The organism is Pseudomonas fildesensis, assembly GCF_001050345.1.
Classification (GTDB): domain Bacteria; phylum Pseudomonadota; class Gammaproteobacteria; order Pseudomonadales; family Pseudomonadaceae; genus Aquipseudomonas; species Aquipseudomonas fildesensis.
This window is the reverse complement of the sequence record NZ_LFMW01000009.1, coordinates 1-12831: the sequence shown is the minus strand read 5'-3', so window position 1 is coordinate 12831 and position 12831 is coordinate 1. Positions and strand designations below refer to the sequence as shown.

At 56.3% G+C, this 12831-nt stretch carries 9 protein-coding genes, 1 tRNA gene and 1 pseudogene; 2 read left to right on the top strand and 9 right to left on the bottom strand.

The genetic code is table 11. The features are described 5' to 3' along the window. Positions 1 to 126: 126 nt before the first annotated feature. Both ACR52_RS14490 and ACR52_RS29440 read right to left on the bottom strand, forming a co-directional pair. A complete protein-coding gene (locus ACR52_RS14490; protein WP_048725243.1) occupies positions 127 to 411 on the bottom strand; it encodes a DUF3077 domain-containing protein in 285 nt (94 codons plus the stop codon). A 392-nt stretch (positions 412 to 803) separates the two neighbouring features. After that, positions 804 to 1061 (bottom strand): type II toxin-antitoxin system YafQ family toxin, encoded by a 258-nt coding sequence (locus ACR52_RS29440; protein WP_082143154.1) that lies wholly within the window; start codon positions 1059 to 1061, stop codon positions 804 to 806. 265 nt (positions 1062 to 1326) lie between these two features. Between ACR52_RS29440 and ACR52_RS14485 the strand changes: the two genes are divergently transcribed. After that, the gene (locus tag ACR52_RS14485) at positions 1327 to 2979 is read left to right on the top strand and encodes a methyl-accepting chemotaxis protein (protein ID WP_048725241.1); all 1653 of its coding nucleotides are present in this window, start codon (positions 1327 to 1329) and stop codon (positions 2977 to 2979) included. Between the two features lie 220 nt (positions 2980 to 3199). On the opposite strand, the gene ACR52_RS31255 is transcribed toward ACR52_RS14485, so the two are convergent. The 7 genes and pseudogenes from ACR52_RS31255 to ACR52_RS14460 all read right to left on the bottom strand — a co-directional run bounded on the left by ACR52_RS31255 (position 3200) and on the right by ACR52_RS14460 (position 10170). Beyond that, the gene (locus tag ACR52_RS31255) at positions 3200 to 3475 is read right to left on the bottom strand and encodes a hypothetical protein (protein WP_082143153.1); all 276 of its coding nucleotides are present in this window, start codon (positions 3473 to 3475) and stop codon (positions 3200 to 3202) included. Continuing rightward, a pseudogene (locus ACR52_RS31250) lies at positions 3472 to 3579 on the bottom strand (integrase domain-containing protein); the annotation flags it as partial. The pseudogene ACR52_RS31250 and the gene ACR52_RS31255, both read right to left, overlap by 4 nt. 81 nt (positions 3580 to 3660) lie before the next feature. Beyond that, positions 3661 to 4818 (bottom strand): AAA family ATPase, encoded by a 1158-nt coding sequence (locus tag ACR52_RS14480; RefSeq protein ID WP_048725239.1) that lies wholly within the window; start codon positions 4816 to 4818, stop codon positions 3661 to 3663. A 227-nt stretch (positions 4819 to 5045) separates the two neighbouring features. Then, a tRNA-Thr gene (locus tag ACR52_RS14475) sits at positions 5046 to 5121 on the bottom strand. Between the two features lie 130 nt (positions 5122 to 5251). After that, the gene (locus ACR52_RS14470; protein WP_048725237.1) at positions 5252 to 6628 is read right to left on the bottom strand and encodes an HlyD family type I secretion periplasmic adaptor subunit; all 1377 of its coding nucleotides are present in this window, start codon (positions 6626 to 6628) and stop codon (positions 5252 to 5254) included. Further along, positions 6618 to 8771 carry a type I secretion system permease/ATPase gene (locus ACR52_RS14465; RefSeq protein WP_048725236.1) on the bottom strand — a complete coding sequence of 718 codons (2154 nt, stop codon included), beginning with the start codon at positions 8769 to 8771 and terminating at the stop codon, positions 6618 to 6620. The genes ACR52_RS14470 and ACR52_RS14465 overlap by 11 nt, the downstream gene beginning before the upstream one ends. Before the next feature lie 46 nt (positions 8772 to 8817). After that, positions 8818 to 10170 carry a TolC family outer membrane protein gene (locus ACR52_RS14460; protein ID WP_048725233.1) on the bottom strand — a complete coding sequence of 451 codons (1353 nt, stop codon included), beginning with the start codon at positions 10168 to 10170 and terminating at the stop codon, positions 8818 to 8820. Between the two features lie 344 nt (positions 10171 to 10514). Here ACR52_RS14460 and ACR52_RS14455 point away from each other — a divergent pair. Next, positions 10515 to 12831: retention module-containing protein (locus ACR52_RS14455; protein WP_161799300.1), on the top strand; the 2317-nt coding region annotated here is incomplete at its 3' end.

Sequence of the window (12831 nt, the reverse complement as noted above, 5' to 3'; positions counted from 1 at the left end):
TGGGGGTGTCAATTGGAAAAGTGGCTAAGTGCCATATCTCGTCTGCGCAGGTCTATCACCGCCACAAACTAAAACGCCTCGACCTGTAACCGGTCGAGGCGGTTTATGCGGTGGTGATCGCCCTGCTTATTGCTCGGTGTTGCAGGGCGACGCCAACACCTTCACCACATCATCAATCACCGCCTTGCTCATCTCCTGCAAATAATGCGAAGCCCAGGCATAACGATCCGTCTCCTTGGTCATCGCCGCGTCTTCTGCGAGCAGCTTGGCAACGTGGAGGAGGTCGGAAACGTGGTGTAAGGCTTCATGCAGGGAAACACCGCTGTTGACGCGGAACAGAGGTTGGTCGGAGTGAAAGGAGAAGGGGGTGACGCCGAGGGTGGTTAATGCAGAGGGATTTGTAGCGGTCATTGGTAAAACTCCCAGATAAAAAGAGAGCTACCACATTCGGTATTCAGGCGAATGGGCGGCGCTGTGGCGCCTGCATCAAGTGGGGTTCTCAGGCCCGGCCGCAAAATTGGCAGCGGCAGGGGGAGGTTAGCGTGGTGGGGAGTGGGGAGCAATCGGGAAAATAGATTGGTCGTTTTTCAGCCCGTCCTGACCTGGGAGCCAGCCGTTAACGCGGTTATCTTTTGCATGGGTACGCCATAATTATTGGGCACCCATAATTTCGTATAAAGGCCAGGATGCTGGCGAAAGGGAGTATCTATGGGGCCGTCACCCGTCTATTTCATACCGTCCCAGTTCCAAATCCCAGAAACAACAAAGCCCTCACATTTCTTCGAGGGCTTCGTCTTATGGGTTCATTTGAACAATTCAGCATGGCTGCCGAGGTCGACGAAGGTTACCAAGCCCGCGCGGGCTACGTCGTAAATCAGAAAAAAGTCTCCCCCGATATGACATTCCCTGAAACCAATCCACTCACCTTTCAGCTCATGATCCAAGTATTCCGGGGGTAATGCCTCACCCCCAGATCTGGTTTCCAGCAGGCGTAAAAAAGCTCGCCAAAGCGGGCTTTTTTGCGAGGAGCGATTTAACGAAAACGCCGTTATGGGAACCAATTAAATATTATTAAAATAAATGTAGAGCGCTTCGTATTCACAGTCGTATTTCTATAGTAAATGTGCAGCCAGGAATAGGGGGCACTCGAATAGATTAAAGTAGGCCACGCAAACAATTCGATTGAGTTGTTTATATTTTGGATTGTGGATTTATTATCAAAACTGAATTTAGTACTTGAAGTATTGACGACGCACGCCGCATAGTGCCAATGCGCCATATTCTTGGCTTTGTCACGAAGTACTGAAAGATCAGAGGGGTATCTGTATGTTAGCTTCCTTGACGGTAAGGGCAAAGTTAGTATTGGGTTTCGGTGTGATGGTATTGATTATTTTTCTTGTTTCTACGTTATCAGTCGTTAGCTTAAATGATTCGAATCTGCGCTTCTCAAACTATGTCGATGGCTTGAATAAGCGCATGGGTTTGATGAATGATTTGCTGCTCGCTGCGGAGCAACGTGCTATTTCAGCACGCAATCTTGTGCTGGTCACCTCTGCAACTGACCGACAGGCTGAGGCCGACACTATAAACACCGAGCATCAGCACGTTAAAAGCCTTTTGTCAGAAATAGTAGCTGGCGTAAATGCATTACCGCCATCGGCTAATAGTAACAGTGCCCGTAACTTGGTTGCGGAGATTGAGGCTATCGAGAAAGTCTATGGCCCTGTCGCCTTGGAGATTACGCGGCTAGCCATGAGTGGTGATAATAGCGCAGCCATCAATATGATGAATAACGAATGCTTGCCACTCTTAAAAAAGCTGGTGGCCAGCGTCAATAACTACAAGAGCTTTAACTCAAAAAATGCACTAGCTAGCGTTAGCGACTCGCAGGTTGAATATCAAAATAATCGTATTTTCTTGATGCTTTTCTGCGCAGTAGCAATTGCCATAGGGGTGGTGCTGACCATTCTAATAGTCCGCGGCCTATCACGCGCCCTTGGTGCAGAGCCCACCATCTTGTCTACAATCGCTCAGCGCGTTGCCAGCGGTGACTTGCGCCCGATTCTCGAAGCAGAAATGTCAGTGCGCGGTAGTGTGCTGTCCTCCTTAGGTGAAATGCAGTCACGCCTGAGCCTGCTTATTAGTCAGGTTAATACGTCATCGGCCGTCATTTCTACTGCTGCTGTTGACCTTTCCGCAGCGACAGAGCAGACCCGTATCGGCGTGGAAAATCAGAGAATTGAAATCGACCAGGTCGCGACCGCGATTCACGAAATGGTAGCAACCACCCTTGAAGTTGCGCGCAACTCCGAAGAGGCAGCCCATGCGGCACTCAGCGCTAACCTTCAAGCGCAGACCGGCGGCACCATGGCAAAAGACGCAATAGCCCAAATAAAACGTCTGGCATCTGAGGTGTCAAAATCTGCCGCAGCCATGGCACAACTCAAAATAGAGAGCTTGAATATAGGCGGGGTATTGCAAGTAATAACGTCAGTCGCAGATCAAACCAACCTGTTAGCGTTAAATGCTGCTATCGAAGCTGCTAGGGCGGGCGATGCTGGTCGAGGATTTGCGGTGGTAGCCGATGAGGTAAGAACTCTTGCCAAACGGACTCAGGGCGCAACCCTGGAAATTGGATCTCTGACCGCCAATCTGCAAAAAATAGCCGAAGAAGCTGCTGGGATGATGGAAGTCTGTCGCGGTTTGACTGATGAAACTGTAATACAGGTTTCAAACACGGGGAATTCGGTTGAAACCATCGTGGAGATGATTGACAACATCCAGCAGATGGTAAGGCAAATCGCAACCGCCGGTGAGGAACAAAGCTGTGTAGCAGAAGAAATTAACCGGAGTGTTACTTCAGTTCGTAATATTGCGGATGATTCAGCTTTGTCATGCGAGAGAACTGCCAGTTCAAGTAACAACTTGGCAGAACTAGGAACCGTGCTGCAGCGGCAAATAGGTAACTTTAAGGTTTGACGAATTTATTTAAGACAGTGTCGGGCGAATTGAGGTGTACGGGATTTTAGTCGCGCTACTACGTAATACTGAAACCGATAACCTATGGATTTCAATTTTTAAAGAATCTTCCTCACAATCAGTACGTTCGCGTTAGTCGAAGATGCTGGTCCAGGACATCAATTTCAGGCGTTTGTATGGGCAAATAGCCTGAAGGCTTTTTAGGTCGGCCGACCTGGGCCTAGAGCGTGAGCCGCCATGATTTTCCTAAGCGAAAGGTGATTAGACGCAGGGTCAGTAAATAGTAATAGCGCGTGGATTCAGCCCGCTGGTTTACGTGACAGCTTAGGAGCCACACAAGATGCTTACGCTGCCAAGTCCATGGATTATTTTTGTGCCAGTGATTAGAGATCTCCGTTTGAATGGTCTTTGCTTGGCTTAGATGGCGTTGGCGCGTGGTATGCGACCCGGTCAGGACGCCTCCCAGGAACAGTTCCATATCAAATGGCTTGCTCATGTTCGACCACCGATATATGCCGATACTACGTCGACACCACCGTGCCCCAGTTCATAGCCTATTTGCTCCCGGGCCACCTGATCGAGGCGTTGGTCGAGCTGATAGGAGGGAAATCAGGAGGGAAATCAGGGTCAGACCATGATTCTCCAGGTGTTGAGCGGCCCATGCGCGTCAGGACTTGTTCCCTAGCGCCCCTCAATCAACGCCCGCTCCTCCAACCAAATCTCCTGAACAAACTGATCCGTAATCGCATAAATCCCATGCCCGCGCCGCATGACGATGTTCTCCGCCACCAGCGCAATCACCACCGGTTGAATCTCTTCAACTCGCACCTCGCGACCGACCGTCTTCGAATATTCGGCCGCAGCATCGGTAGAGAAAATCCCCCGGGCATCGCCTTCCGAAGCTGCGATTTTGTTGAAAATCGCCTGAGCCAGGCTGCCCAGCTGTTCGACTTTCTCCAGCTCAATACTCGCCGCTGCCGAGCGTAAGGTGCTGGCTATCACGGGTAGGAAAAGATCGGGGTCACCCTCCTGCTGCAAGAGCTGACGCAGGGCCTTGAGCATTTCTTCAGGTCGATTACCCAAAGTGTTGAACGCTTCAACAGCGGCTTCGAGAGACGGGAGCTTCTCCTTCTTCACGGTCATCGCCAGTCGGTTGAGCAGGAACTCAACGTAATCACCCTTCAGCAGCGGGTAGGCAGTCGATGTGGCGCCGGAGAACGCTTGGTTGCGCTTGGCTGTCAGCTCGCTCACTTGCGCTCTGTGAGAGCCGGTGCCGATGAATAGGAAGTAGCCTGGAGTGTTCGGACGTGGGTTGATCGCATCGCGAGCGGCTTTGAGTGCCAGGAGCAGCTGATTTCCATCGTCGGATGAAATGGCGTGTTGCACTTCGTCGATTATCAGCACGAGGTCAGTCTTTGCTTGGTCGACGACTTCTGTGAGTGCTTGCGCCAGTGTCGGGCCGCCGGCGTTGCCGATGCTGTCGAGTTTGAAGCCGAATGTGAATCCCGCTGCGCCTACATCAACGTTACTGACGCGCTTGAGCATCTCCAGGACAGCGGAGCCCGGCATTTGGAGTTCTTTCAGGGTTTTACAGATGGCGTTGTACACAAGCGTCGCAGGGTTGGCCAGCGTGTCACTCCAGAGGTCGACGTAAATCACCAGCGCGCCTGCGGCTTCCAGGGCTGGGATGAGGTCGTTTCGAAGAAATGTCGTTTTGCCTGTGCGGCGAAGTCCAGACAAAAACAGACCTGAGCGCAGGCCTTCATCGAGCACGCCCGGATTGAGAAGCTGGTTTGCCATCGATTCAGCCAGATCAGGGCGCTGAAATATGCTGCTCATGCAATTACCCCTTTTTATGGATACGCCATAATTATTGCCAGTTCATAATTTAGCATAAAGCTTGAAAGTTGAACCGGGGGTACAAAAAACGGCAACTTCGAAGGTTTCGTAGAAAGGACGGGGAGTGGAGCGAAGTGAGGTAGGGGGTGTAAAGCGAGGCTTGGCTAGAATACAAACACCCCGGAAACAACAAAGCCCTCACATTTCTGCGAGGGCTTCGTTTTGTATGGTGCCGGCACCAGGAGTCGAACCCGGGACCTACTGATTACAAGTCAGTTGCTCTACCAACTGAGCTATACCGGCGTGTTAGGGCGACGATTATAGCGATTGCGAAGGTTCTGTAAACCCCTGAAATCTGACTATTTTTGCGAAAGCCCCAGTTTTTTTGCATTGCCCCACATTTACCCGCGTCTCCCCGAAAATTTCGGGGTGATCAACGCTCGTGCATCGCCTCGGCACGCGACTTGATGATCGGCTTGAGCAGGTAGCTCAAGATGCTCTTCTTGCCGGTGATGATGTCTACGGAGGCCACCATGCCGGGGATGATCAGCAGGGGCTTCTCATCGGTGCCCAGGTGGCTGCGGTCGGTGCGCAGTTTGATGAGGTAGAAGGTGTTTTTCTTCTCTTCATCCATCACGGTGTCGGCGCCGATCTGTTCGAGCTTGCCTTTGAGGCCTCCGTAGATGGTGTAGTCGTAGGCGGTGAATTTGATCATGGCTTCCTGGCCGGGGTGCAGGAAGGCGATGTCTTGCGGGCGGATCTTGGCTTCGACCAGCAGGGTGTCGTCCAGCGGTACGATTTCGGCCATGTCGCTGCCGGGCTGGATGACGCCGCCGACGGTGTTGACCAGCATTTGCTTGACGATGCCACGCACGGGCGAGGTGACCATGGTGCGGCTGACGCGGTCTTCCAGGCCTTTGGACGTGGCCTGGGCCTTGCTCAGGTTGGTGCGGGCTTCATTCAGCTGGGCCAGCGCTTCGCTGCGGAATTTGCCGCGAGTCTCGTCGATTTTGCGCTGTACTTCGTTGATGGCGGCCTGGGCGCGGGGGATGGCCAGGGTGGTGCCGTCGAGCATGCCGCGGGTTTCTACTTCGGAGCGCTTGAGGCGCAGTACTTCTACCGGCGATATCGCGCCTTGTTTTACCAGGGGTTCGGACATGCCGATCTCCTGGCGCAGCAAGCTCAGGCTGTTGCGGTATTGGTCCTGCTTGGAGCCAAATTCACGCAACTCCTGCTGACGCTGTACCAGCTGTTGTTGCAGCCCACCCACTTCGTCGGTCAGTTGCTGGCGTCGGCTCTGGTACAGCGACTCTTCGTTCGAGACTTGGTTGGGCACGGCTTTGCGGGCGGCATCGGTGATGTTCAGCGGGCGGTTTTCAATCTCGGCGCTGAGGCGCTCTACGCGCAGCTCCATCGCCACGCGGTCGGCTTCGGTTTCGCCGACGTTGGAGGCAAAACGGGTGTCATCGAGGCGCACCAGGGGCGCGCCGGCTTCGACGATCTGCCCTTCGTGCACGTAGATCTGGGCGACGATGCCGCCTTCCAGGTTCTGGATTTTCTGGATGCGCGACGAGGGGATTGCCTTGCCTTCGCCCTTGGTGACTTCATCGATGATCGCAAAGTGTGCCCACAACAGCAGGAACACGAAGAAGCCGATCACTCCCCAAATAGTCAGGCGGACGATGCGTGGGGCATCGTCGATCAGGGCCTTTTCGACTTCTGGCAGTGGTTGGTCGTGGAACGAGTCGGTGCCCTTGAAATAGCCGATGATGACGTCCTTCAAGCGGCGTGGGCCGGATTTAAGCAACACTGATCTGCCCCTTTTTCAGCGCTTCCATAACGGCCGCTTTTGGACCGTCTGCGAGTATCTGGCCACGGTCGATCACCAGCAGGCGATCCACCAGGCTCAACAGTGAGGCACGGTGCGTCACGAGGATCACCGTTTTGTTTTCGATCACCGCCTGCAGGCGCTGTTTCAGACGCTCTTCGCCGGTGTTGTCCATGGCGCTGGTCGGTTCGTCCAACAGCAGGATGGGCGGGTTCAGCAACAGCGCACGGGCCAGGGCGACGTTCTGTCGTTGGCCGCCGGAGAGGTTTTGCCCGCGCTCGCCCACCTGCAGTTCGTAGCCCTGCGGGTGAAGCCTGGCAAATTCATGCACGCCGGCGAGTTCTGACGCTTGCAACACCATTTCGTCATCGACGTAGCGCGCGCCCGAGACAAGGTTGTCGCGCAAGGTGCCGGCCAGCAGCTGAATGTCCTGGGCCACGTAGCCGATGTTATGGCGCAATTCGCTGACGTCGATCTGGCGAATGTCCACGCCGTCCACCAGCAGCGAACCCGAGTCCGGCTGATAAAGACCGACCAGCAGTTTGGCCAGCGAGCTTTTACCCGACCCGCTGCGCCCGATGATGCCGATTTTCTCGCCCGGCTTAACATTCAGGTTGATACCGCGCAGCGCCAGATTTTGCTGGTTCGGGTAGGTGAAGTCGACCTCACGAAACGTCATCGCGCCTTGCAGCGCTTTGCGGCTGAGGGGGCGCTCGTCGTAATTGCGTTCTTGCGGCAGCTCCATCATCTGGTCGACCGAAACCATCGTCACCTTGGCTTGCTGGTAGCGCGTCAGCAGGCCCGACAGTTGGGCGAGTGGGCCCAGTGCGCGGCCACTGAGCATGTAGCACGCCACCAGGCCGCCCATGCTGAGGGTGCCATCGATGATTTGGTACACGCCGAAGATGATCATGGCCACGCCCGCCACTTGCTGGATCAGCAACGTGATGTTCATGGCCAGGCCCGACAACACCTTCACCCGCAGTTCCAGGCGGCTGAGGGTGCCAATGGTTTGTTCCCACTGGTACTGGCGCTCGCTTTCGGCGTTATTGACCTTCACCGCATCGAGCCCGGCGAGGGTTTCGATCAGGCTCGACTGGCGCTCGGCGCCCAGGGCCATGGTGCGCTCCAGTGTCGCAGTCAACGGTTTTTGGAGCATGTGGCCAATACCCAGGGCCAAGGGGAAGGCAATGATCGGAATCCACACCAGGTGGCCGCCGAGCATGGCGATTACCACCAGGATGATCAGGGTAAACGGCAGGTCGATAAGACTGGCGAGGGTCAGGGAGGTGAGGAAGTCACGCATCCCCTGGAATTCATGGATATTTTGCGCAAAGCTGCCGACGCGTGCCGGGCGCACTTTCATCGCCATGCCCACGATGCGCTCAAACAGCGTCGCGGAAATGATCAGGTCGGTTTTTTTGCCCGCCAGGTCCAGGCATAAACTGCGCAGGCTCTTGAGCAGCAGGTCGAACAGGTAGGCGCCGCAGATACCGATGGCCAGCACCCACAGGGTGGCGGTGGCCTGGTTGGGCACTACGCGGTCATACACGTTCATGACAAACAGTGGGGCGGCCAGGGCGATCAGGTTGATCACCAGGCTCGCTGCGATGGCGTCGGCGTACAGCCAGCGAGAGCGCTTTAGGGTGTCTTTGAACCACGAGCGGGCGCGGGGGATGAGCGTACCGTTGGTGATGTCAAATTTATGCTGCGGTTGGGCGAAAAAAACCCGACCGCTGTAATCTTGACTCAAGACCTCACGGGAGATGTGGACTTCGCCACCGTCACTTTCGCTGAGCAGCAGGCGTGCCGTGTCACCTTCCCATCCCAACAGTACCGCACTGCGCCCTTCCTTGAGCAGCAGCAGGGCAGGCAGTGCGATGGACGGGATTTGTTCCAGCTTGCGCTGCAGCAACCGCCCCTGCAAACCCGCCCGAGCGGCTGCGCGTGGCAGCAACTCGGCGCTGAGGCGCTGGGCTGCCAAGGGCAGCCCAGTGGTCAGCATCGCGCGGCTGGCGGGCTTGTAATGCAGTGAGCAGAGTGCCAGCAACCCATCCAGCAGAGGGTCATCATGCTGACTGCGCGGGTCATGGTTGAGTTGCGCCACACCTATTTCAGAATCCAAGCTGACTCTCTCTTAATGCAGTTGAGTGGTCCAACTCCGTCAAGAATCAGTTCATCCCTGGCAGGTTTACCGACGGTTTAATATCGTTCTGCACAACTGATGCCATCGGGGCAACCACACCCTGACTTCTCAGCAATTGGCCCATGTCGGCCTTGATTCGATATTGCGTATAGATGTGCAGGTTCTTGATCTGCGCCAGGCGCTGCTGAGCGGTGAACAGTTCGTTCTCGCTGTCGAGCAAGTCGAGCAGTGTACGCTCCCCCAGGCTGAACTGCTGCTGATACGAGGTGCGCACTTTATTGCTGCGGTCCACGTATTGCTGCGCAATCGGCACCTGCTGGGTGGCGTTGTTGTAGGCGTTCCACGCCAGGCCCAGCTCTTCGTTCAGCTGACGCAGGGCGTTGTTGCGGATATCCAGCGCCTGGGTAGCCTGGGAGGCCTTGGACTGCAGGCTAGCCTTGTCGCTGCCGCCGGAGTATAGGTTGAATTGCATGTTCAGCATGGCGGAATAGCCATTGTCATGGCCTTCTTCGCCGCCGATGTTGTTGTTGGCTGACCGTTGCAGCACAGCATCAAAGCGCGGGTAGAAGTTTGCCTTGGCGGATTCGTACTGCTTTTCAGCGGCGGTGATATCCGATTCGGCCGAGCGCAATACCGGGCTGTCGGCAATCATCTGCCGGCGTGCTTCATCCAGGCTGGCTGGCAACAGGGTTACAACGCCCAGCGGCTTTTCCAGTTGGTCCGGTTCTTGGCCGACAACGCTCAGGTAGTTGGTGTTGGCGTCAGCCAGGTTGGTCTGCTCGGTGATCAAGTTGTTTTGCGCTTGAGCCAGACGTGCTTCAGCCTGGTCCATGTCCGCCATTCTTCCGACGCCACGGCTGGTGCGCAATTTGATCTGGTCAAAAATACGTTCGTGGCTTTTCAGGTTGTCTTCTGCCAGTTGCACCATCTCGCGACGGGTCAAGACATCCAGATAAACCTGGGCGACCGTCAGTGCGGTGCGCTCGGACGTATTAAGCAGTGCATAACCACGGGAATTGGCGGTGGCTTGTTGGCGGCCCACTTCATTCTGGGTACCGAAACCTTGGAACAAGTTTTGCTGCAGGCGAATGGTCGACTCGCCGCGGTTCAAGGTTTTCCAGTCATGGCTGTTGCTGGCGGCGCGGGTCGAGGTGTTGTCCGAGCTTTCACGGCCATAACCGCCCAGCAGGTCGACTTTAGGCAGGTAACCGCCTTGGGCCGCTCTGACTTGATAGTCGGCGGCAATGCGCGCATTGATACCAGCCTGGATCTCCGGGTGGACTTCCACCGCTTTTTGCATCGCTTCTGGCAGGGTCTGGGCCTGTACAAAACTGGCGGCGAGAGCAAACGGCACAGCTTTTAATAAGTGCAAACGCATTCTGATGTTTCCCCGGGGATTGGTTGCCTGAAATACCGCAACAAACTTGGAATATTGCATTGGAGTGGCAACCGAAATGACTGCTTGTCATGGTAGCTGAGTGCTGCAAACAGAAAGTCGCGAGGCCGCTTAAATATCAATGTGACATTACCGGGCGGATTGTTTAGGATAGCGTTAAATAGGTCAATACCTTGACGGAAAAGTAATTTGTTGGGTGAAACAACAAATTATTGACGCCAAATTTTTCACATAGAATCAACGTACTCCAGCTATCGAATCGGCGCTAGAGAAAGTGACCGGTCTCCATGATGGATACCCTGACGGTAATACACGGAGAGTCTTTTATGAGCAGCGTTGCGGTCGTCAAAAGCATTGTCGGTCAAGTGTTCGCGGTTTCCCCAGAAGGGATTCGTCGTCTGCTCGTAGAAGGCGATCGCCTGTTCGCAGGAGAGCAGGTCGACACCGGTCCTGCGGGCGCCGTGTCGCTGGAACTGGCCGATGGCCGCATCATTGACCTGGGTCGCGACAGCCAGTGGAGCGCAAACGCTCCTGACTCGTCGACCGACCTGAGCGCCGCCACTGCTCAAGCGGCACCCTCCGTTGCCGAACTGCAGCAAGCCATCGCTGCCGGTGCCGACCCGACCCAAACCCTTGAAGCCACCGCTGCCGGCCCGACCGCCGCTGGCGCAGACGGCGCCGTGGGCGGCGGCCACAGCTTTGTCGTGCTGGAGGCCACCGCGGGCTCGGTTGACCCCACCATCGGCTACCCGACGACCGGCTTGAATGCCGGTGATGCCGTGGGCACTACCTTCACCGGCGCCGACAATAACGGCGTCGACCCGCGCAACGTCACCATCACCCTGACCGCCACGCCGACCATCACCGAAGCCGGTGGCGTTGTGGTCTACACCGTGTTTATCACCCAGGCACCGACCAGTGACCTGACCGTTACCTTGTCCAACGGCCTCTCCGTAGTGGTCCCTGCCGGCCAGACCTCGGGCGCGCTGAACGTCACGTTTGCCGGTAACGACACGCCGTACCTGGATGCCTCGTCGATCTCTGCCACCATTACCGGCACCTCCGGCGGCGGCAACCTGATCATCACCACTGACCCGGCGCCAGCGGTTACGCAGGTCAACGACACCATCGACACCACCACCGTCACCCTGACGGCGAATGCATCGGTCGATGAGGGCGGCCAGATCGTCTACACCGCGACCGTGAACAACGCTGCGCAGACCGACGTCACCATCACGCTGTCCAACAACACCACCATCACCATTGAAGCCGGTAACACCACAGGCACGGTCAGCGTCGCTACGCCGGCCAACCTGGCTGACGGCAAAGACCTCAGTGTCAGCGCCACCATCACTGGCGCGAGCGGCGGCAACTACGAAAACCTGGCAATCAATCCGCAAGCTGCCACGACCACAGTGGTGGCCGTTGATGACCCGAGCGTGCTGGTGGCCGACACCGCGACCATCGCCGAGGATGGCGTTGCCACAGGCAATGTACTGAGCAACGACAGCGACATCGACAACGTGTTGACCGTCGCCACGTTCAACGTCGGTGGCACCACTTATAACGCCGGCCAGGTCGCGACCATCGTCGGTATTGGCACCATCACCATTGGTGCTGATGGCGCGTATGCGTTTACACCGGCCAAGGATTACAACGGTGAAGTGCCGCAAATCGGCTACACCACCAACACCGGTTCGAGCAGCACCCTGGACGTGACCATCACCGCGGTCAATGATGCGCCGGTGGCACTTACCGTCGCGGCTACAGGGGCTGAAGATGCGGCCCAGGGCATTGAAGTCAAGTTGAGCGCCACCGACGTAGACGGCCTGGGGGACATTAAAACGTTCACCGTGAGCACGCCTGCCAACGGCACGTTCTACACCGACGCGGCCATGACCAAGCCGGTTACTGGTGCCATCGACGCAGCCAACGGCGAAGCCACGCTGTACTTCAAGCCAAACACCAATTTCAACGGCACGGTGAACTTCACCTACACCGCCACCGACGGCGGCAATGCTGATGGCAGCAATCCGCTGACCTCGGCGCCTGCCAACGGCACCATTACCGTCACTGCGGTCAACGATGCACCTGAAGCTGTGGCGACTACTGCCACGGGTTCGGAAGATCCAGTCCAGGGCATTGAAGTTAAGCTTTCGGCTACGGATATCGACGGCCTGGCGAACGTTAAATCGTTCAACGTCGGCGAGCCTACCAACGGTACGTTCTACACCGACGCGGCCATGACCAAACCGGTTACTGGCGCCATCGACGCGACCAACGGCGAAGCGACGCTGTACTTCAAGCCGAACACTAATTTCAACGGCACCGCGAACTTCACCTACACCGCGACTGACAGCGGCAATGCTGATGGCACTAACCCGCTGACCTCGGCTCCAGCTAACGGCACTATCACCGTGACTGCGGTGAACGATGCGCCGGAAGCGGTCGCTACTACTGCGACCGGTTCTGAAGACCCAGCGGTAGGCATCGAAGTTAAGCTCTCGGCTACCGACGTAGACGGCCTGGCGAACGTGAAATCGTTCACCGTCGGCACGCCTACCAACGGCACGTTCTACACCGATGCTGCCATGACCAAACCGGTTACTGGCGCAATCGATGCAACCAACGGCGAAGCCACGC

What these genes read in the sequence shown, in the direction of transcription:
- ACR52_RS14490 (WP_048725243.1), bottom strand. Translation starts at nt 411, where the DNA reads ATGACCGCTACAAATCCCTCTGCATTAACCACCCTCGGCGTCACCCCC.
- ACR52_RS14485 (WP_048725241.1), top strand. Translation starts at nt 1,327, where the DNA reads ATGTTAGCTTCCTTGACGGTAAGGGCAAAGTTAGTATTGGGTTTCGGT.
- ACR52_RS31255 (WP_082143153.1), bottom strand. Translation starts at nt 3,475, where the DNA reads ATGAGCAAGCCATTTGATATGGAACTGTTCCTGGGAGGCGTCCTGACC.
- ACR52_RS14480 (WP_048725239.1), bottom strand. Translation starts at nt 4,818, where the DNA reads ATGAGCAGCATATTTCAGCGCCCTGATCTGGCTGAATCGATGGCAAAC.
- ACR52_RS14460 (WP_048725233.1), bottom strand. Translation starts at nt 10,170, where the DNA reads ATGCGTTTGCACTTATTAAAAGCTGTGCCGTTTGCTCTCGCCGCCAGT.